This window comes from Variovorax sp. GW823-FHT04B03 (assembly GCF_058796495.1).
The window spans coordinates 437,639-457,468 of sequence record NZ_JBXAIT010000006.1 but is presented as its reverse complement, the minus strand read 5'-3'; the positions used below and the strand labels follow the sequence as shown (position 1 = coordinate 457,468).

The following is a 19,830-nucleotide window of genomic DNA, read 5'->3' as shown; positions in this document are numbered from 1 at the left end:
CTTGCTTTCCTTTGGGGTCGGTCGGTGAAGTGATCGGCGGGAAGGCTAGGCAGCGGCGGCGGTGCGCTTGCCCTTGGCAGGCGCGGCCGTCTTGCGCGGTGCGCGGGGCTTCTTGCTGGCGCGCGCGGCAGCAGTGGCAGCCGCACGCGGCTTGGCAGCGGCCGGCGCCTTCGCGCGGCGCGGGGCCTTGCCGGGCACGGCCTCGGCTGGCACCTCTTTCGCGACTACCGGCTTGGCCGCGCTCTCGACGCTGGGCAGCCGCTCGATCTGCCGCAGCGCCGCGCGCAGGTGGCCGATCAGCTCGTACGACTCTTCCTGCGACAGGATGCGGCGGCAGGCCGTGAGGCCGAAGTCGAGCGAGCCCGCGTAGCTCTGCACCGTGATGTTCAGCGCGCTGCCGTGGTACGGGATCGACACGGGGTAGAAGTGCATCATCCGCGCGCCCGCCACGTAGAGCGTGGCGCCCGGCCCCGGCACGTTCGAAATGAGCACGTTGGCCGCGGGCGGCACGCGGCGCGCCAGGTTGGAGCGGCCGTACAGCGACGCCAGGCTGGTCATGAGCCAGGGCGAGCCGGTGATCGGCATGTCCACGCCGAGCACGGGCTTGAGCTCGCGCACCACGGCCTTGGCCGCCTCCGACGAGGCATGGATCGCCTTGAAGCGCTCGGCCGCGTCGCCGATGTCGGTCGCCAGGTCCACGCGCACCATCGACACCTGGTTGTTCATCGAGTCGTCGCCCTCCGCGCGCAGGCTCACGGGCACGCCGGCGATCAGCGCTTCTTTCGGCAGCAGGTTGCGCTCCTTCAGGAAGCGGGCCAGCGCCTCGCTGCACATCGCCATCACGATGGTGTTGACGGTGCCGCCCACGCGCTTGCCCAGCGCCTTGAGTTCATCGAAGGGCAGCGACATCGTGCTGTACGAACGCTGGTTGGTGATGGCGTCGTTGAACATGCTCTTGGGCGCCATGCCCAGGCTCAGGCGGCGCTCGCCCTTGCCGGTCTGCTGGCTCGCCAGCACGCTGCCGGCCGCCGTGAGCGCGCGCGCGGCTGCCGGCAGCAGCTCGGCGAGCTTGCGGTACTGGCGCGCCGAGTTGGACACCGCCGCCTGCAGCAGTTCGGCCACGCCGAGCTGGTAGTGGCTGCCGCTGCCGCGCTTGCGGCGCGCGGGCGGCACTTCGCGCATCTGCGCCGTGGTGTCGTAGAGCACCTTGGCGAGCTCGGTGCCGGCCTTGCCGTCGACGCCGCTGTGGTGGGCCTTGGTGTAGAAGGCCACCTGGCCGTTCTCCAGGCCTTCGATGACGTACATCTCCCACAGCGGTCGGCTGCGGTCGAGCAGGCTGGAATGCAGGCGCGCCACGAGGTGGTGCAGCTGCTCCATGGTGCCGGGGCGGCGCAGCGTGAGGCTGCGCACGTGGTAGTCCAGGTCGATGTCGTCGTCGTCGATCCACACCGGCTCGGCCAGCTCGAAGGGCATCTGCGCGAGCTTGCGCGTGAGCACCGACGCCAGGTGCAGGCGCTTGCCCAGCATGCCCTTCACGTCTTCGTAGTAGTCGCCCCGGTAGCCCTCGGGCAGGTCCAGGAGCATGAGGCTGCCGACGTGCATCGGCGTCTCGGGGGTTTCAAGGTGCAGGAACGACGCGTCCATGCTGCTCAGGTGGTCCATGGCGTGGCCTCTTTCGTCGGTGGGATCGGTGGGAATTCGGGAATGCGCGCGCTCAGGCGGTGGCCGTGGCGACGGCCTGCTTGCGCAGCTCTTCGTCCACGAGGTCTTTCTTGGAGAGCTTGCCCACCGCCGTCTTGGGCAGCGCGGCGCGGATCTCCAGGGCCTGCACCATCTCGTGCTTGCCCACGCGCTCCTTGAGAAAGCTTTGCAGGGCCTTGATGTCGAAGGCCTCGGCGCCGGGCTTGAGCGTGACGAAGGCCTTGGGCGACTGGCCGCGGTATTCGTCGGGCACGCCGATCACCGCCACCTCATGCACGGCCGGGTGCTGGTAGATGGCCTCTTCGAGCACGCGCGGATAGACGTTGTAGCCGCTGCACAGCAGCATGTCCTTGCAGCGGTCGACGATGAAGACGAAGCCGTCCTCGTCCATGTAGCCCACGTCGCCGGTGCGAAAGAGGCCGTCGAAGGTGGTGCTGTCGGCCGTGGCCTCGGGCTTGTTCCAGTAGCCCTTCATCACGTTGGGGCCCTGGATGCACATCTCGCCCTTCTCGCCCAGCGGCACGTAGCGCGTGGGATCTTCGAGGTCGAGCATCTTGATGACCACGCCCGGGTGCGGAATGCCGCACGAGCCCGCCTTGCGCTGGCCGTGCGCGGGCGAGAAGGTGCCGGTGGGTGAGGTCTCGGTCATGCCCCAGCCCTCGGCCAGCCAGGTGCCGGTGATGGCGCGGAAGCGCTCGCCGACCTCCATCGGCAGCGGCGCGCCGCCCGAGTTGCACAGCTTGAGCGAGTGCAGGTCGTACTGCGGCGTGTCGGGATCGCCGATCACCGCGGTGAACATGGTGGGCACGCCGCAGAAGGTGGTGAGCTTCTTCTCGGCGATGTCGCGCAGCGCGGCCTTGGGGTCGAAGCGCAGGTGCTGCACGATCTCGGCCGCCAGGCGCACGCCCAGCAGCAGGTTGACCGTGAGCGCGTAGATGTGAAACGGCGGCAGCACCGCGAGCAGCCGCTCGGTGCCCATCTGCAGCACCGGCGGCGTGCCCGACTGCGTGATCACCACCTGCTCGCAGGCCGACGACAGGTTGGCGTGCGTGAGCATCGCGCCCTTGGGCAGGCCGGTGGTGCCGCCCGTGTACTGCAGGATGGCCAGCGCCTCGCGCGGATCGCCGATGGGGTGCGGCGTGTAGCGGCCGTCGTTGTCGAGCAGTTCGGAAAAACGCAGGTGGTGCTCGTCGCCGGAGATCTCGACCGTTTCGTTCTTCGCCTTCATCTGCGCGGCCACCTGCTCGGGCGCGCCCGTCATCTCGGCGAGGTTGCCGACGATGAGCTTCTTGAGCCGTGTCTTGCCGAGCATGGCGGCCATCTGCGGGTACAGCGCGGCCAGGTCGAGCGTGATGAGGAAGTCGGTCTGGCTGTCCTCGATCTTGTGCTCGAGCACCTTCGCGGCATCGAGCGGCGAGTAGTTGACCACCGTGCCGCCCGCCTGCAGCACGCCGAACAGCGCGACCAGATAGTGCGGCGTGTTGGGCAGGAACAGACCCACGTGCACGCCGGGGCGCACGCCCAGGGCCTGCAGCCCCTTGGCGGCGCGGTCGACCAGCGCGCCGAGCTCGCGGTAGTTCAGCCGCTTGCCCATGAAGTCGATGGCCGGCCGGTCGGGAAAACCGGCCACGGCGTCGGCCAGGATCTGCTGGACCGAAGTGGGCGTGATCGCGTGGTCCCACGCCACGCCTTCGGGGTAGGAAGCCAGCCAGGGCTTGCTGTTCATGTGCGTCTCCAGGAAGTGAGTGAGTGAGTTGGTGATGCGACGCGTCAGGCGGCCTTGCGCACGTCGCGGTGCGGATCGAGGTACAGCAGGCGGCGCAGGCCTTCTCGGCGGAACGGCTTCCACTGGCCCTCGGGCTGCGCGAGCCGGTCGGCGATGGCATAGAGCACCACGGGGTTGTGGCCGAGGCCGCAGTGGCTGCCCTCGACCTCGATGTTTTCCGAGGTCGCGGTCTCGCGTTCGCGGCAGCCCTGCCAGGCCACGATGCCATCGCTGCGGCTGTAGATGGCGCTGGCCGGCACGGGCGGCGGCGTGCGCATGCGTTCGCGCTCGGGCCAGTCCTCGACCTTGCGCTCGCTCACCATCTCGTACAGCCGCCACGCGTTGCTCGCGCGCGGCTCGCCGGCGAACGGGCTGCCCAGCGTGATGACGCTGCGCACCTGCGAGGGCGCGCGCCGTGCCAGCTCGCGTGCGAACACGCCGCCCAGGCTCCAGCCGACGATGCTCACCTTGCGCTGGTAGCGTTCGTGCAGCTCGGCCAGGCGCTCCTGCATCTGGTCTTCCACGCCGGGGCGCGGGCCGAAGTTCGGGCCGAGCTTCCATCCGTGCGCACGGTAGCCGCGGTCGCGCAGGAAGGCGCGCAGCGGTTGCGTCGAGGCATCGCTCGCCGAAAGGCCGGGCAGCACGAGCACGGGATGCCCGTCGCCCGCGGGCGCCATGCGCAGCATCGGGGCCATGGTGAAGAACGCGGACAGCTCCGCCACGGCGCGCCACTCGAGCATCAGCAGGCGGCGGGACGGCGGGGCCATCGAAGAAGATTCGGTCATGGTCATCTCGGGAGTGGAGGGAAAGGGAAAGAGAAAAAAGAGAGGCGAAGAAAAAGCCCGACGTGCAGACGCGATGCACACGGCTACCCGGTCGGGCGGTCGTTCGAGAGAGGATCGAGATCGGGGAAAAGGGGTGAAGGCACCGCGCAACGGCGGCGCCCGGCCTGTGCGGCGGCACGCATGCATGGTGTGAACCCGCCGCGTACGTCCAGTCCGTGCCGGGCATGCCGGCACGCGCGAGGTGCATCCATGTTGTTGTCTCCTGTCGGCCTCGTCCGGGCCTTCAGCGAGGCTCGGATCGGGCACTTTGTTGTCGTTGCTCTGGGCGCCATCTTTTCGCGGCGACGTCGACAAGGAAAGGTGCGATGCGACCACTTCGCGGTGATTTCGGGACGCGTGTTCGAACGCCGCGCAGGCGCGACTCACAACTGCGAACAGATGTGTAGATCGACGGCCACGCGAACGCCGCACGAGGGCGCGCGCGTGCGGATCAGCGGTGATTCACGATGCCCGATGCGGCATCGCGCAGGCGATGCTCAGGCCTTCGCCGCGCGGTAGTCCTGCGGGCTGCGACCGGTCCAGCGCACGAAGGCGTGGCGGAAGTTCGAGGCGTCGCTGTAGCCCAGCCGCTCGGCGATTTCCTCGGTGGTCATGCGCGTGGTGCGCAGGTACTCGATGGCCAGCACGCGGCGCACGTCGGCCAGGATGCCGCGATAGGTCGTGCCTTCGGTCTCGAGCCGTCGGCGCAAGGTGCGCGGATGGATCGACAGCTCCGAAGCCATCGGCTCGATGGTCGGAAAGCGCCAGGGCATGTGGTCGATCAGCGTGCGCCGCACCACCGACGAGACACCGCCCGAGCGCGGCAGGTCGGCCAGCACCTGCTGGCACATCTCGCTCACCATCGCATGCGTGACCGAGTCGGGCAGCCGCGACGGATGGCCGACCCACGGCGAGCCCACATGCAGTTCGTCGCGCGGCTGGCCGAACGCCACGGGGCAGCAGAACAGCGTGCGGTAGGCGCTCAGATCTTCGGGCTCGGCAAAGCGCACGTGCAGTGCGGAAAGACCGAACGACGGGCCGAAGAGATCGCGCCCCAGTCGAAGGTGCACCGCAAAGGCGAACTCGAGCGCGAAGCGGTACAGCGGGTCTTGCGGGTCGGACGACAGCAGCACCTCGTAGGGCAGCACCGCGGTGCCGCCGCTGCAGGTGTACGACACCGGCCCGGCCACGGGGCCCATGACGCGGTTGTACTTGATGGTGAAGTCCATCAGGTCGGCATGCGTGGGGCTGCTCAGCAGCCCGTAGCCGTACATGCCGTAGGCCGTGAGGTGCATGCGGATGCCCGCGCGAAAGGCGATGCTGGGGCCGGGCGCCAGACGCACCGCGTTGCGGAAGACCACGGCCGCCTGCTCGTAGGAAATCCGCGTCGCCGGTGCGCGCAGCTGGTCTTCCGTCAGGCCACTTCCGCTCAGGGTTTGTTCCGGTGCGATGCCTTCTTCGACCAGGGTGGCGACGATGGCTGCGACGCGCTGGGGTCCGTAGACGCGTGACGCGAAGTCGGGTGGCGAACGATGCACGACGATTCAATCCCTTCAGAACACATGCCTTCGATGGCGAGGCCGCCACTGGCCTCGCACTCCAAGGTCGTCGCAGGATATCGAAGCGTTCTGCACGCGCAGACTCGGAGTTTCCCGATAGCGCCAAATTGTCCCGAAGTCACTCCCGGTTGGTCTGAACGAACCTTTCTCGCTGCGGGGCCCCACGGAAAGATCGTCCACGAAACACCGTCCCGGCCGCAGGGCACCAAGCGCAACGCGCGACGGTTGCCTTTCGCTTCTCTTCCTTTCTCTCCCCTTCCTTTTCACCGCCACGCCCCATGCAACGCGACCCCTCTTCCCCTTCGTTCGCTTCGTCCAACGGCATCGAGCTGGCCTACGACTGCTTCGGCGATCCGGCGGCGCCACCGCTGCTGCTCATCATGGGCCTGGGCACGCAGATGATTGCGTGGGACGAGGCCTTCTGCGAGCGCCTGGCCGGTCGCGGCTACCGCGTCATCCGCTTCGACAACCGCGACATCGGACTGTCCACGCGCCTGAGCGCCGCGGGTATTCCCGACGTGGCCAAGCTGCTCGGGCAGGCGCTGGCCGGCGTGCCGGTGAGCGCGAGCCAGGTGCCGTACACGCTGGCCCACATGGCCGACGATGCGGTCGGCCTGCTCGACGCGCTGGGCATCAGCAGCGCCCACATCGTCGGCGCCTCGATGGGCGGCGCCATCGGCCAGGAGATCGCGCTGCGCCATCCGGCGCGCGTGCGCACGCTGGTGTCGACCATGGCCACCAGCGGCGCCCCCGACCTGCCGCCGCCCCAACCGCAGGCGCTGCAGGTGCTGCTCACGCCCACGCCGCTGGACCGCGACGGCTACATCGCGCGCCAGCAGCAGGTGATGAAGGTGCTGCGCGCCGGTTCGCATCCGGAGGAAGAGGCGCTCGACGCCGCGCGCGCGGAACGCAGTTTCGAACGCGGCCTGCACCCGGCCGGCTATGCACGCCAGCTCGCGGCCATCATCGCGTCAGGCAGCCGCAGGGAGCGGCTGGCGTCGCTGAAGGCGCCGACGCTGGTGATCCACGGCGATGTCGATCCGCTGGTGCCGATCGAATGCGGGAAGGACGTGGCGCGCCACGTGCCCGGCGCCAGGATGGTGACCATCGAGGGCATGGGGCATGCGCTGCCGAAGGTGACGTGGGCGCCGGTGATCGATGCGATTGCGGGGCACGCGGTCGAGAGCCGCTGATTTCTTTCGGGCCTCGGGCGGCCCGGCCCGTCAGCGCATGCGCGCCCGGTGCGCCGCGCCGGCGCGCTCGACGAGGTCGAGGTCGAACGCCGTCAGCTCGGCGATGCGCACGTCGGCCAGAGCGAGCACCTCGGGACCGAGCGGGAACTCCGGCCCGGGCGCCGCGATGATGCCCATGCCGGCCGCATGCAGCGAGCGGATGCCGTTGCCGGAGTCCTCGACGCCGACGGCATGCTCGGGCTTCACGCCGATCTTCTGCAGCACGTCGAGGTAGATGTCGGGCGCGGGTTTGCCGTGCGCGACATCGTCGCCGTACGTGGTGGCCAGGAAGACCTTGTCGAGGCCCGTCACCTTCATCACGTGCGCCGCCAGTTCGTTCGGTGAGCCGGAGGCCAGCGCGACCTTGTAGCGGGTCGCCGCCAGGCGCACCGCGGCCATTGCCCCTTCGCGCTCGGGAAGGTGCACCTCGTACTTCGCCAGCAGGCGCGCCTTGATCTCGCGGGCGATCGCGGCCTCGTCCATGCCGAGCCTGGCGCGCAGGTCGAGCCGCTCGACCATGAGGCGCGACCACATGCGGGTGTTGCAGCCCATGGTGGCTTCCTGGTCCTCGGCGCTCCAGGTCATGCCGTGGTCGGCGGCGAACTCTTCGCGGGCCTGGCGCCAGAGCACTTCCGAGTCGATCAGGATGCCGTCCATGTCGAAGACGACGGCTTGGATGATGGTCATGAAAAAGGCTTTCCTTGCGTGTGACAGTCGAATTCAGGGGGCCAGCCGGCGCTGCAGCGAAGCCGCCAGCGTCTGCAGGATCAGGCAGCACGAGGTGGCGCCGGCGTCGAGCACGCCGATCGAGCGCGCACCCAGCCGCGCCGAACGGCCGATGCGGGCCTGCAGGTCCTTGGTGGCGTCGCGCCCCTGCTGTGCAGCAGCACTCATGGCTTGCAGGCAGGCAGCGAAGTCCGGGCCATTGGCAAGTGCGGCGGCGTAGGCATCGCGCGCCGGCACGAGCGTGTCGATCAGTGTCTTGTCGCCGACCTGGGCATTGCCCATCGCCTGCACGTTGGCGACGGCCACGGCCAGCGCCTCGCCGAACAGCGCCGCATCGAGTTGTTCATGCGGCGCCAGGGTGTCGACAAAGCCGAGGAAGAAGCGGCCATAGAGCGGCCCCATCGAGCCGCCGATGTCGTCCATCAGCGCCTGCGACAGCTGCTCGAGCGCACCGGGCAGCGACGCGGCGCGCGGGCCGAGCGCGTCCAGGCGCGTGCCGCAGCCGGTGAAGCCCTTGGCCATGTTGATGCCGTGGTCGCCGTCGCCGATCAGGCCGTCGATCTCGCTCAGGTGCTGCCGGTTCGCGACGATGGCCTCGATGAGGTCGCGCACCACGGGGCCCGCTTCCGCGAGGGCCAGCGTGGCCCCGCTCACCGTGCGTGCGCGCGCGCCGGCGCCCGAAGACGCGGCCGCCGTGGCCACGGCAGGGTTCATGCGGGCGCTCCCGCTGTAGGTGCGGCCGTGCGCGGCGTCGCCGGGCACGCTCAGCCCGACGCTGCGGCAGGGATGCTTCAGGCAGGTCTCGAGTTCGTCGTCGAGCTTCATGAGGGTCAGCGTCACGCCCATCATCTCGAGCGAGGTGAAGAGGTTGCCGACCTGGTTGAACGCCACCGTGATGCCCCGGTCCCGCAGGCGCTGCGCGATCTCTCCGTAGAGGATGTACTGCTCCATCACCGGCGTGGCGCCGAGCCCCGAGATCAACACCGCGACCCGGTCACCGGCGTCGAACGGCAGGTCGGGCAGCACGACATCGAGCATGAGCTGCGCCATCTCGGCGGCGCTCGCCGTCGCCCGCACGTCGATGCCGGGTTCGCCGTGGTGTCCGATGCCGACCTCCATCGTGCCGGGCTCGATGTGGAAGTTGGCCTTGCCGACCGCGGGGATCACGCAGGCGGACAGGCCCACGCCGATGCTGCGCGTGTTCGCGATGGCCTACCACCCCTACATCGCGCAAAGCGGCGAGCGCGGCCCCTTTGTCGATGCGAGCGCCCGTGCGCAGCTCAGCGGCTTCAGTGCCACGCTGGGCGTGGCGGGCCTGTCGCGTGCGGTCTTCGAAGGCATCGCGATGGCCACGCGCGACTGCTACACCGCGCTCGGCGCGCTGGGCTAGCCTCCTGACTCCCTACAAGGCAGTAAGTTGGTAAGGCCAATTACCTTGGTAAACCTTGACACCTCGTCGGCTCAGACGAAGGGGAATACCCCTCCCGCACCCCACGCCCCGTTGGCCCAAGATGAGCTCGGAATCGCGCAACAAGATCAGTCCTCGAAGTCGTAGGGGGCGAAGCTCCAGCCGTAGTCCAGGCGGCTCGCGTGCCGCGGGTGCCCCGTCGCCGTCAGCTCACCGAAGCGCAACCACTGCGGCTCGAATCGGGCGAGACGGCGGTGCAGTTCGTCACGCGCACGTAGGAAGTAAGCGTGATGCACCACCGGCTGCCCCCATGCCGCCCAGATTACGGGCTCAGCCTGCGCGGCCACCACCTCCTCGATGGCGGCGAGGTTTCGGTCGAAGGCTGCCCTATTCACCTTGGCCGGCAAGGTTCGGTAGTCCGTCGCCCTGACCGGGTACAGGTTCGTCATCACGAATCCGTCGAAGCCGTTCCGCTTCGCGACCTCGTCCACGCGCGCCACCGTCGGGTCGCTGCGCTCCTGCGTGGCGGTCGAGGGGTTCAGGCCGACCGTCACTAGAGTGCGTCGGCCCACGCGGCCCAGCAGGTAGCGCCACTGGTCGTTCTCGTCGTTCGAATAGATGTCGTACAGCATGGGGCAGCTCTGGTCAGCCCTTGGCCGCGAGTTGTTTCGCACGGGCCTCGGTGAGCTTCGCCTTGCAGCCGGCGACTTCGAGCGTCATGGCAGAACCACCCGCCACGTCACCGCCACTCTCGGCTGTGATCTTGGCCTCGCTGCAGGCCGCGTCACGGGCGCTGATCCATGCGCGCTGCTCGTCGCGCAGGGCCGTCTTCCCCGCATCGTCTAGCCGGGCGCGTGCGGCAGCATAGGCGGCGTTCAGCACCTTGTCGGCCGCCGCGTATCGATCTTCCGCGCTAGCCTGCTGCTCGGGGACTGTGGCGCTTGACGGTGCGGCAGCATCGGGCGACGCGGGGAGGGTGGCAGGCTCTGCCGCGCCGCCGGCCTTCGCCACCTTCTCGGCCTCGCGTCGGGCATATAGCTCCGCATTACTGAACGCCAAGCTGAGGCCAGCGAGGGCCAACGTGTAGGGCTCGATGCCACGAGCCGACACGCGAATGCTCTGGCCGTCGTCCGAGGGCTGCACGGTGTAATGCACGGTGCCCAGTAGGTCCTTCCCTCGCACCGTCACGCTCGGGTCGATTCGTGCTGCGCGCTGGAGCCAACTGCTGTCGGCGTTGAGGTCATGCGTGTCCGTGGCGGCGACGGTCGCCTCGCAGGTCGGGCGAGCGCCGTTCTGGCCGGGGACGGTGGCGATGCCCTGAAGGCTGATCTTGAAGTGATCCTTGCCTGCCGCGGTCACGTCCGGCACGCGGTCGGCGAACAGTTCGGTGGTGACCGCCTTCCCGACGCCCTCCCACACCAGCTGTTCGATGAGTTCCTTCGCGTCCGGCGAAGAACAGCCGGCGCGGTCGCTCGGAGAGGCCGATGCAGCCAACACCGGGACCGATGGCGCGCCGGGCGCTGCCCCCTGCGGTGTGCCCTCAGGCGAACAGGCACCGAGCACCAAGGCCACGACGGTGCCGAAGCACATTGCTAGTACACGAAACGCCATTCCCACTCCTATCTGATTGCGAAAAACTCTAAGCAATAAATCCTAAATTGGGATATTCTAAAACGGGATGTACGTTCGGTCGCGTGTCGCGCGGCCTGCAATCTCCACCGTACAAGAAGCTTCGACGGCTTCTCGCGCAGTCGCGTGCCGATGCAGGGCTAACGCAGCTTCAAGTGGCCGAGCGAGTGAAGCGCCCGCAATCCTTCGTGTCGAAGTATGAGAACGGCGAGCGGCAGTTGGACGTGATCGAATTCGTCGCCGTGTGCAAAGCACTGGGAGTGTCTGCAGCTGAGCTCGTAGCGGATCTAAGCTAGTCTGATGACCTCACCGAGATCACGAGACTTGCCGCCATCATTCCAAGCCTAGGAACCAGCGCCCCTCAGCTGACAAGCTATCAACCTTGATGCCGAGCTGCTGTGCAACTTTCCTCAACACCGCCTTAGACCAGTCGGTGACACACGAGATGAGGTGATCCTGGTTAGCACAGAACTCATAGGCAGCACCATAGGCAGCCCGACGAGAAGCGAGTGAATTACCCAACCGCGTGATATCTAGGTTGCGTCTCTTGAGTTCATCCAGCGAACTCAAGGTGTAGAACCGATCCTTAATGGCATCCAACTGCTTCTGGCCAATTCGCACTTCATAGCGCCCGTTGGTAATCGGTGCAAGTTCGACACCCAAGAATTCGGCCGGCGCGGAAGGCGAGTAGATATGAGTCTTGGTGGCATCGGCGAGCTTGGGTATTGCCAGATTCAGCTTGGACAGCTCTGCGATGCAAAACTCTTCATAGCCCTTCGCTTCCGATTCGGTAGTCGCGAGGCATAACAAATCGTCGGCATAGCGAAGGACATGCAACCCCTTCTTCACACAAGCCCGATCAAAGTCGGCGAGAAAAAGGTTGGCGAAGAAAGGTGATAGCGGCATCCCTTGGCGAACTCCTCGCCCTTCGATGATGCCCATCTTCTTAATGCGCTCGACGTGACTGCTTCGTCTTGGCTTGATCTCACATGAGATAGCGGCGAGCAGCAAAGGGTGCACAGACTTCTGCCTGACCAATCTGGCAACACGCTCGCTCAAGAGTTGCCGATCAACTTGATCAAAAAATTTGGTGATGTCAGTCTTAAAAACCCAAGGTCTTAACCTTCTGAGCTTGACGGCCGCATCAGCCGCTCGCTCTACGCCGCCTTCCGCAACAAAGCCAAAGCTCACCGGGTTCGCCATCCAACGCTGACGAGCGGTGATGCTGTCCAACACAGCTCTCTGCACAACCCGATCAGCCACCGTCGGAACGCATATCACGCGGTACTTTCCATCCTGCTTGGGGATGAAGTACGGATCAAGCGGTGAAAACTGAAATGTTCCTTGGCTCAGCCGCCGCTCCAGGACGGCGAGTTCGTCATCAAGGCGACGCTGAAAACTCGCCAACGAATGGCCGTCTCCGCCGACGCGCTCGGCACTCAGCTTGCCAAGCTTCCCGCGCGAAACCTTGTTCCACGCGGCCTTAAGTGCCGAAAATCGGGCAATGTCACCGAGGGTGCTGCTACTCATACCCTGCGCATGCGAGTCGCTAAAAAGTCCCTGAACCTGCTCGCCTAGACAGTGCCACCAATGGCCATGACAGCGTCGAAACGCACATCAAGATTGCCGTTGAAGGTCCATGTGCTCGCCGCCGCGGGGCACGTAGCACATTGTGGCCGAGGTTCGCCGTTCTGCAACCGCCACGGGAACACCATGGAAGCCGCAATCGCGACCAAAACCGTAATGATTCGCATCCGCACTGTTCCGACTCCATTCTGAGTAATAGCAGGCGGCCGCGAGCTCAAAACCTCGGCCTGGGCGGCCTGGCTCTTCGAACCAGACCGCACCGTAGTCCCGCGACCTGCACCCCCGCTCTGGCGGACCACATCACAGCTTCTATCAGCCCGCCTAGCAATATCAGGGACGGAGGGCTGCACCTCAGTGCCACCAATGGCCATGACAGCGTCGAAACGCACATCAAGATTGCCGTTGAAGGTCCATGTGCTCGCCGCCGCGGCGGGGCACGTAGCACATTCGGGCCGAGGTTCGCCGTTCTGCAACCGCCACGGGAACACCATGGAAGCCGAACACTAGATATGGTACATGAACCCCCTACCGGACGCTACATGTGGTGTGTCAAGCCGCCTAGCAAACGCAATGCGTGCACGTAGCACCACATGTCACCCAGTCGCATATCAGAAGGATGGGTAAGCGGATGGGGGAAATATTCAGACTGCCCGAGAGCCCTTGGAAGACAAGGTTGGGCGGCGGAGAGTGTGAGATTCGAACTCACGGACGCTTTCACGTCGGCAGTTTTCAAGACTGCTGGTTTAAACCACTCACCCAACTCTCCGGAATCGTCGATTTTAAGCCGACAGCGCGGCCTTACTCGTCATCGGGCAGGAACAGCGTCTGCAGGTCGCTCAGGAAGTCGAGCCCTCGCTCGGTGGGCCACACGCGGAACAGGTCGCGCGCGACGAGCCCCTTGCGCTCGGCCTCTTCCAGGCCGCGTTGGATCGACGTCATCGCCAGGCCCGTGCGTTCGCTGAACTGGGGCAGCGTGAAGCCCTGCTTCAGCCGCAGCGCATTGAGCATGAATTCGAACGGCAGGTCGGCCAGCGCAACTTCGTCGCTCTGCGACACGGCCATGCCGGCGCGCGCGTTCTCCATGTACAGGCGCGGTTCGCGATAGCGCACCTGCCGCACGATGCGGTGCGCGAAGCTCAGCTTGCTGTGCGCGCCGGAGCCAATGCCGAGGTAGTCGCCGAACTGCCAGTAGTTGAGGTTGTGCGCGCACTGGTGCCCGTCGCGTGCATAGGCCGAGACCTCGTAGCGCGACATGCCGTTCGCGCCCGTGCGCTCGGTGATGCGGTCGAGCATCGCGTAGGCGATGTCGTCCTCGGGCAGCGTGGGCGGGAACTTGGCGAACCAGGTGTTGGGCTCGATGGTGAGGTGGTAGATCGAGATGTGCGGCGGCGCAAGCGCCAAAGCCTGGGTCAGGTCGGCGTCGAGGCCTTCCATGGTCTGGCCCGGCAGGGCGTACATCAGGTCGAGGTTGAAGGTGTCGAAGGCGCTCGCGGCCTCCTCCACCGCGGCGATGGCCTGGGCGCGGTCGTGCACGCGGCCCAGCGCCGTCAGGTGCTCGTCGTTGAAGCTCTGCACGCCCACCGACAGACGCGTGACGCCGGCTGCGCGGTAGGCGCGGAAGCGGTTGCGCTCGAAGGTGCCGGGGTTGGCCTCGAGCGTGATCTCGCACTCGGGCGCGAGCTTCAGGCGCGCGCGCACGTCGCCGAGCAACCGGTCGATGGCTTGCGGCGAGAACAGGCTGGGCGTGCCGCCGCCGATGAAGATGGTGTGGACGGTGCGGCCCCAGATCAACGGCAGCGCGGCGTCGAGGTCGGCGATCAACGCGTCGATGTAGGCGGCTTCGGGAAGGCCGTCGATGTCGGCCTCGCTCGTGGCGCGCCACTCGTGCGAGTTGAAGTCGCAGTAGGGGCACTTGCGCAGGCACCACGGCAGGTGGATGTACAGCGACAGCGGCGGCAGCGCGGCGAGTTGCAGCGGGCCGGGGCGCATCCAGTGCAGCACGTCATTGGCCTGGGGAGCGCCGCCGGCTTGGGCGGGCTGGATCGGGAAGACGGTGGCCATGGGTCAGAACCAGCGCTCGCGCATCAGGGCGAGCATGGCCTGCGCGGCGCGGCCGCGGTGGCTGTTGGCGTTCTTCACGTCGGGCGGCAACTGGGCGAAGGTCTTGCCGAAGGTCGGCAGGTACATGACGGGGTCGAAGCCGAAGCCGTTGTCGCCGATGGGCGCGGGCGCGATCTCGCCGACCACGCGGCCAACGGCAATGAGCGGCTCGGGGTCGTCGTGGCTGCGCAGCGCGACGAGCGTGCTGACGAGCGCGGCGCGGCGGTTGACCACGCCGTCGAGCTGTTCGAGCAGCGCCTTCACGTTGTTGGCGTCGCCCTTGGCGTAGCCGAACTGCGTGGCGTAATAGGCGGTGTCGACGCCCGGCAGGCCGCCGAAGGCATCGACGCACAGGCCCGCGTCGTCGGCAATGGCCGGCAGGCCGGTGGCGGCGCTGGCGTGGCGCGCCTTGGTGAGCGCGTTCTCGACGAAGGTGCGGAAGGGTTCTTCAGCCTCGCCCACGCCGAGTGCCGACTGCGGCACCAGGGTGACGGACAGCTCGGCAAACAGCTGCTGGAGTTCGGCGAGCTTGCCCGCGTTGTTGGAAGCCAGAACCAGTTTCATGGAAAGTCAAAGATGGCTGTGGCGCTCGATGAATGAACGGGCGCCAGTAGCTAGTGGTTGTGGTCGTCGTTCGTTCAGTTCGAAAGCAGAGCCTGCTGCTGCAGGCTCACGAGCTCGCCGATGCCCTTCTCGGCCAGGCCGAGCAGGAGGTTCATTTCTTCGCGCGTGAAGGCCACGCCTTCGGCCGTGCCCTGCACTTCGACGAAGTGGCCGGCGCCGGTCATGACGACGTTCATGTCGGTGTCGCAGGCAGAGTCTTCGGTGTACTCGAGGTCGAGCAGCGGCGTGCCTTCGACGATGCCCACCGAGATGGCGGCCACCTGGCCCTTGATGGGCGAGGTCTTGAGCGCGCCGGAGGCCAGCAGCTTGTCGACGGCGTCCTGTGCGGCCACGAAGGCGCCGGTGATGGCCGCAGTGCGCGTGCCGCCGTCGGCCTGCAGCACGTCGCAGTCGAGGTGGATGGTGCGTTCGCCCAGCGCGGCGAGGTCGAACACGGCGCGCATCGAGCGGCCGATGAGGCGCTGGATTTCCTGCGTGCGGCCGGTCTGCTTGCCCTTGGCGGCCTCGCGGCTGCTGCGGGTGTGGGTGGCGCGCGGCAGCATGCCGTATTCGGCCGTGACCCAGCCTTCGCCGCTGCCCTTCTTGTGCGGCGGCACCTTTTCTTCGACCGAGGCGGTGCACAGCACGCGGGTCTGGCCGAACTCGATGAGCACGGAGCCCTCGGCGTGGATGGTGAAACCGCGGGTGATGCGCACGGGGCGCAGCTGGTCGGCGGCGCGGCCGCCGCTTCGTGTGAAAGCAGTCATGTGTCTGGAGGAAACCGAAAAAGAAAAAGAAAAACCGCGAGACCCGATCAGGAGATCAGGTCTTGCGGGCGGCTGAGCGGCGGATGGCTTCGTTGATCTCGGCGATGGAGCGCTCGATGGCGTCTTCGTCGAGGTCGTCGATCTCGCTGTCGGACGGCATGCCGGCCTGGATGGTCGAGGCGAACACGCCGTCGTCGATGGTTTCGGTGGACACGCCCCGGTCGTCGCCGGGCGTCTCGGGCATTTCCCACTCGAGCGCGATCAGCGTCACGTTGTCGCTGTGGGCGCCGCCCTTGCGCAGCGCCATCTCGGCGAGGTCGGGCGCGGCGTCGGACACGGGCTTGCCTGACGACAGGGTGTGCACGATGACGGCGTCGTCGAGCACGCCCCAGACGCCGTCGGAGCACAGCATGAGGCGGTCACCGCGCTGCAGCGGCAGCGGCGCCGACACGTCGAACAGCGGCGTGGTCGGCGAGCCCAGGCAGGTCAGCAGCAGGTTGCGGTTGACCGGTGCGTCGGTGGCGCCGTGGGGCTTGGGGCGCTCGGCATGCGAGTGGTCGCGCGTGCGGGTCAGCAGGCGGCCGTCGCGCACGACGTACAGGCGCGAATCGCCGCAATGCAGCCAGGTGGCGGTGGCGTTCTGCAGCACGGCCGCGACGACGGTGGTGCGGGGCGTGTCGAGCATCGCCTTGTGGCTCGCGTACCGCATGATCTGCTGGTGCGCCGACATGGCCGATTCGGCCAGGAAGGCCTTCACGTCCTTCACGGTGGGGCGGGCCTCGCGCTGGTACAGCGCGGCGATGGTCTGCAGCGCCAGCTGGGCTGCCACTTCGCCTTCAGGATGGCCGCCCATGCCGTCGGCGAGCACGAACAGACCCGACTCCCGCGTGTAGCAGTAGCCCATGCGGTCTTCGTTCTTGAGACGGCCACCCTTGCGGCTGACCTGGAACACGGAGAACTTCATGTCGATCAGGCCGGACGGGTGGTGGGCGCGGCGGCGCGCGGCAGGCTCTTCTTGTCGAAGGAGCGGATGTTGTCGATCGACAGGCGCACCTTTTCGCCGACCGTGAGCTTGGTGTAGCGGCGCTCGCCTTCGCGGCTGAGTTCCTTTTGCAGCGCAAACACCGACTGCGGACGCGAGAGCGGGTCGAGCGACATGCACCACTCGACCACCTCGATGAGGTTGTCGGAATACACGCCGCGCAGGCGCGACAGCGACAGGCTCAGGCGGTCTTTCTCGATGCGCCGGGGCGCGTCGTTGGGCGGATAGCCCTGCATGCAGGCGTAGATGCAGGCGCCGATGGCGTAGATGTCGGTCCAGGGGCCCATCGACGAATCGCGCCGGTACATCTCGGGCGCGGCGAAGCCGGGCGTGTACATGGGGCGGATGAAGATGCCCTCTTTGCTGAGCACTTCGCGCGCGGCGCCGAAGTCGATCAACACGGCACGGTCGTCGTCGGTGACGAAGATGTTGGCGGGCTTGATGTCCAGGTGCAGCATCTTGTACTGGTGGACGATGCGCAGGCCGCGCAGGATTTCGTCGAACAGCGAACGGATGGTCGATTCGCGGAACACCTTCTGCCGCTTGAGGTCTCGTGCCGTGACCACGAAATCCTGCAGGGTCGCGCCCTCCAGGTAGTTCATGACCATGTAGACGGTCTCGTTTTCGCGGAAGAAATTGAGCACGCTGACAACCGACGCATGCGAAATCTGCGCGAGCGAGCGGCCTTCTTCGAAAAAGCTCTTGAGCCCCAGGCGGTACAGGGACAGCTTCTCGGGCGGCACCTGCGGCGCCAGCTCGCCGGGGCCCCGGGTGGCGAGCGACGAAGGCAGGTATTCCTTGACGGCGACCTGCTGGCCGTTCGGGTCGATCGCGAGGTAGACCACGCCGAAACCGCCCGCGGAAAGCCGGCGAACAACGCGATATCCGCCAATGACCGTATCGGGCAACAGGGGCGTAGGCTTGACCTTTGACATAATCCGGGAGTTTCGCCCGAAGGCGATGGTGCGGCAAGCGAACGCTGTACCGACGCCTCGGTGCTTGCAAGCAAAACCACAGTGAGGCGCAATGCCAGTTTACAGCATGACCGGCTACGCCAGCGGCCAGAACGGCCCCGCAGGCAGCCACTCCGAAGCCGATGCACGGCCCTCCGCCGCGGGCCGACTCGGGGTCGAAATCCGCTCGGTCAACAGCCGCTTTCTCGACCTCACCTTCAAGCTCCCCGAGGAGCTGCGCCAGCATGAGACTGCGCTGCGCGAGCTGCTCACGGGCAAGCTCAAGCGCGGCAAGGTCGAGGTGCGCGCAGCCATCGAGAACACGTCCCAGGCGGGCGTGGTCGAGCCCTCCGTCAAGCTGCTTCAGCGGCTGAACGGCGTGCAGGACGGCATCCGCGCCTGGCTGCCCGGCGCCCGCGAGCTCAGCGTGGCCGACGTGCTGCGCCTGGCCGGCAGCGACGGCGCCGCCCGCGGCGACTGGGGCCCCGACCTGCTCGACGTGGCAGGCAAGGCCCTGGAGGCCCTGATCTCCGCCCGCCAGCGCGAAGGCGCCCGGCTGGCCAAGATGCTAGAGGCGCACCTGGCGCAGCTGCGCACGCTGGTGCAGCAGGCCGGTCCGCTGGTGCCGCAGCTGGTCGAACAGCAGCGCACCCGTTTCCTGGAGCGCTGGCAGGAGGCCATGGGCCTGACCGCCGGCACGGGCGGCACGCTGCCCGAAGCCGCCCAGGACCGCGCCCTGACCGAAGCCACCGCCTTCGCGATCCGCATCGACGTGGCGGAAGAGCTCACGCGGCTGAATTCGCACCTCGACGAGATCGAGCGGCTGCTCAAGAAGGGCGGCGAGATCGGCAAGCGGCTGGATTTCCTGATCCAGGAACTGCACCGCGAAGCCAACACCCTGGGCTCCAAGTCGGCAGCCTTGGAACTCACGCGCATCGGCGTGGACATGAAGGTCCTCATCGAGCAGATGCGCGAGCAGGTGCAGAACATCGAATGACGACGAGCCTCCCCATGGACTACCCCGGCAATATCTTCGTGGTCGCTGCGCCCAGCGGCGCTGGCAAATCGAGCCTGGTCAAGGCGCTCATGGAGCTCGACTCGGCCGTTCAGCCCTCGGTCTCCCACACCACGCGCCCCCCGCGCGGACAGGAAAAGCACGGTCGGGAGTACTTTTTCGCCTCCCCGACCGAGTTCGACGCCCTCATCGCAGCCGACGGCTTCGTCGAATGGGCCCATGTGCACGGCCACCGCTACGGCACGTCGAAGAAGGCGGTCGAGGAGCGGGTGGCCCTGGGCACCGACGTGATCCTCGAAATCGACTTCCAGGGCGCGCTGCAGATCCGCAAGACCTTTGCCAATGCGGTCATGATCTTCATCCTCCCGCCCAGCTGGGAAGAGCTGCGCTCCCGCCTCGAGCGGCGCGGCGAAGACAGCGCGGCGGTGATCGAACTGCGCCTGAAGAACGCGGCCGAAGAGATGGCCCAGGCCGGAAAATTCGATTTCGTTATAATCAACGAGTTATTTGAGCGCGCGCTTTTCGATCTCAAGGCGATCGTCCACGCGCAGCGGCTGCGGTATTCCGCACAGCGCAGAGCCCGTGCCGATACGTTCGCCGCACTGAACATCCCTTGAAATCCCCGCTCACCGACCGAAAGAATTCATCATGGCCCGCATCACCGTCGAAGATTGTCTCGTTCAGATCCCGAACCGTTTCCAGCTCGTTCTCGCCGCCACATACCGTGCGCGCATGCTGAGCCAAGGCCACGCACCCAAGATCGAGAGCAAGAACAAGCCCGCCGTCACGGCCCTGCGCGAAATCGCCGAAGGCAAGATCGGCATCGAGATGCTCAAGAAAGTGCCGGGCTGATCTGACGCAGCCCCGCAACGAAAAGGCACCGCATTGCGGTGCTTTTTTTACGTCTGGACGCGTCCAC

19 protein-coding genes, 1 tRNA gene and 1 pseudogene are annotated in these 19,830 nt (G+C 66.8%); 6 read left to right on the top strand and 15 right to left on the bottom strand.

Features of this window, described 5'->3' with window-relative positions:
* Nucleotides 1–45 precede the first annotated feature (45 nt).
* The 4 genes from AC1RAD_RS26120 to AC1RAD_RS26105 all read right to left on the bottom strand — a co-directional run bounded on the left by AC1RAD_RS26120 (nt 46) and on the right by AC1RAD_RS26105 (nt 5,828).
* Entirely contained in the window at nt 46–1,662 is a 1,617-nt protein-coding gene (locus tag AC1RAD_RS26120) for a wax ester/triacylglycerol synthase family O-acyltransferase (protein WP_492737987.1), read from the bottom strand.
* A 52-nt stretch (nt 1,663–1,714) separates the two neighbouring features.
* A complete protein-coding gene (locus AC1RAD_RS26115; RefSeq protein WP_492737986.1) occupies nt 1,715–3,427 on the bottom strand; it encodes a long-chain-fatty-acid--CoA ligase in 1,713 nt (570 codons plus the stop codon).
* A 44-nt stretch (nt 3,428–3,471) separates the two neighbouring features.
* Nucleotides 3,472–4,251, bottom strand: coding sequence for an esterase/lipase family protein (locus tag AC1RAD_RS26110; protein WP_095948796.1), 780 nt, complete (start codon nt 4,249–4,251; stop codon nt 3,472–3,474).
* Between the two features lie 536 nt (nt 4,252–4,787).
* Entirely contained in the window at nt 4,788–5,828 is a 1,041-nt protein-coding gene (locus AC1RAD_RS26105; RefSeq protein ID WP_159275467.1) for an AraC family transcriptional regulator, read from the bottom strand.
* A gap of 299 nt (nt 5,829–6,127) precedes the next feature.
* Between AC1RAD_RS26105 and AC1RAD_RS26100 the strand changes: the two genes are divergently transcribed.
* Nucleotides 6,128–7,042 carry an alpha/beta fold hydrolase gene (locus AC1RAD_RS26100; protein WP_492737985.1) on the top strand — a complete coding sequence of 305 codons (915 nt, stop codon included), beginning with the start codon at nt 6,128–6,130 and terminating at the stop codon, nt 7,040–7,042.
* Between the two features lie 30 nt (nt 7,043–7,072).
* On the opposite strand, the gene AC1RAD_RS26095 is transcribed toward AC1RAD_RS26100, so the two are convergent.
* Both AC1RAD_RS26095 and dhaL read right to left on the bottom strand, forming a co-directional pair.
* Complete coding sequence (locus AC1RAD_RS26095) at nt 7,073–7,768, bottom strand: HAD family hydrolase (protein WP_492737984.1); 696 nt, start codon at nt 7,766–7,768, stop codon at nt 7,073–7,075.
* 33 nt (nt 7,769–7,801) lie between these two features.
* Nucleotides 7,802–9,019: pseudogene (dhaL, locus tag AC1RAD_RS26090) on the bottom strand (dihydroxyacetone kinase subunit DhaL); the annotation flags it as partial.
* Between dhaL and AC1RAD_RS26085 the strand changes: the two are divergent.
* A complete protein-coding gene (locus AC1RAD_RS26085; protein ID WP_492737983.1) occupies nt 8,913–9,197 on the top strand; it encodes an FGGY-family carbohydrate kinase in 285 nt (94 codons plus the stop codon). The pseudogene dhaL and the gene AC1RAD_RS26085 overlap by 107 nt on opposite strands.
* 146 nt (nt 9,198–9,343) lie before the next feature.
* Here AC1RAD_RS26085 and AC1RAD_RS26080 read toward each other — a convergent pair whose 3' ends face one another.
* Both AC1RAD_RS26080 and AC1RAD_RS26075 read right to left on the bottom strand, forming a co-directional pair.
* Entirely contained in the window at nt 9,344–9,847 is a 504-nt protein-coding gene (locus AC1RAD_RS26080) for a DUF1643 domain-containing protein (protein WP_492737982.1), read from the bottom strand.
* A gap of 13 nt (nt 9,848–9,860) precedes the next feature.
* Complete coding sequence (locus AC1RAD_RS26075; RefSeq protein WP_492737981.1) at nt 9,861–10,826, bottom strand: lysozyme inhibitor LprI family protein; 966 nt, start codon at nt 10,824–10,826, stop codon at nt 9,861–9,863.
* Nucleotides 10,827–10,909: 83 nt separating this feature from the next.
* Here AC1RAD_RS26075 and AC1RAD_RS26070 point away from each other — a divergent pair, with 83 nt between their 5' ends.
* Nucleotides 10,910–11,140 carry a helix-turn-helix domain-containing protein gene (locus tag AC1RAD_RS26070; RefSeq protein ID WP_492738100.1) on the top strand — a complete coding sequence of 77 codons (231 nt, stop codon included), beginning with the start codon at nt 10,910–10,912 and terminating at the stop codon, nt 11,138–11,140.
* Between the two features lie 37 nt (nt 11,141–11,177).
* Here the strand turns inward: AC1RAD_RS26070 and AC1RAD_RS26065 are convergent, their stop codons facing one another.
* From AC1RAD_RS26065 to AC1RAD_RS26035, 7 genes are all read right to left on the bottom strand, one after another.
* Nucleotides 11,178–12,374 (bottom strand): reverse transcriptase domain-containing protein, encoded by a 1,197-nt coding sequence (locus AC1RAD_RS26065; RefSeq protein WP_492737979.1) that lies wholly within the window; start codon nt 12,372–12,374, stop codon nt 11,178–11,180.
* A 738-nt stretch (nt 12,375–13,112) separates the two neighbouring features.
* A tRNA-Ser gene (locus tag AC1RAD_RS26060) sits at nt 13,113–13,197 on the bottom strand.
* Nucleotides 13,198–13,229: 32 nt separating this feature from the next.
* Nucleotides 13,230–14,492, bottom strand: coding sequence for a radical SAM family heme chaperone HemW (hemW, locus tag AC1RAD_RS26055; RefSeq protein ID WP_492737977.1), 1,263 nt, complete (start codon nt 14,490–14,492; stop codon nt 13,230–13,232).
* A 3-nt stretch (nt 14,493–14,495) separates the two neighbouring features.
* Complete coding sequence (locus AC1RAD_RS26050; RefSeq protein WP_062476318.1) at nt 14,496–15,095, bottom strand: non-canonical purine NTP pyrophosphatase; 600 nt, start codon at nt 15,093–15,095, stop codon at nt 14,496–14,498.
* 74 nt (nt 15,096–15,169) lie between these two features.
* Nucleotides 15,170–15,901, bottom strand: coding sequence for a ribonuclease PH (gene rph / locus AC1RAD_RS26045; RefSeq protein WP_070062008.1), 732 nt, complete (start codon nt 15,899–15,901; stop codon nt 15,170–15,172).
* 55 nt (nt 15,902–15,956) lie between these two features.
* Nucleotides 15,957–16,865, bottom strand: coding sequence for a PP2C family protein-serine/threonine phosphatase (locus tag AC1RAD_RS26040; RefSeq protein WP_062476311.1), 909 nt, complete (start codon nt 16,863–16,865; stop codon nt 15,957–15,959).
* A 5-nt stretch (nt 16,866–16,870) separates the two neighbouring features.
* On the bottom strand, nt 16,871–17,878 hold the full coding sequence (locus tag AC1RAD_RS26035) for a serine/threonine protein kinase (protein ID WP_056573330.1): 1,008 nt from the start codon (nt 17,876–17,878) through the stop codon (nt 16,871–16,873).
* Nucleotides 17,879–17,969: 91 nt separating this feature from the next.
* Between AC1RAD_RS26035 and AC1RAD_RS26030 the strand changes: the two genes are divergently transcribed.
* The 3 genes from AC1RAD_RS26030 to rpoZ are packed head-to-tail and all read left to right on the top strand — an operon-like array spanning nt 17,970 to nt 19,763.
* The gene (locus tag AC1RAD_RS26030; RefSeq protein WP_492737975.1) at nt 17,970–18,893 is read left to right on the top strand and encodes a YicC/YloC family endoribonuclease; all 924 of its coding nucleotides are present in this window, start codon (nt 17,970–17,972) and stop codon (nt 18,891–18,893) included.
* 14 nt (nt 18,894–18,907) lie between these two features.
* A complete protein-coding gene (gene gmk / locus AC1RAD_RS26025) occupies nt 18,908–19,528 on the top strand; it encodes a guanylate kinase (protein ID WP_056573336.1) in 621 nt (206 codons plus the stop codon).
* A 31-nt stretch (nt 19,529–19,559) separates the two neighbouring features.
* Complete coding sequence (rpoZ, locus tag AC1RAD_RS26020) at nt 19,560–19,763, top strand: DNA-directed RNA polymerase subunit omega (RefSeq protein ID WP_013543330.1); 204 nt, start codon at nt 19,560–19,562, stop codon at nt 19,761–19,763.
* The last annotated feature ends 67 nt before the right edge of the window (nt 19,764–19,830 follow it).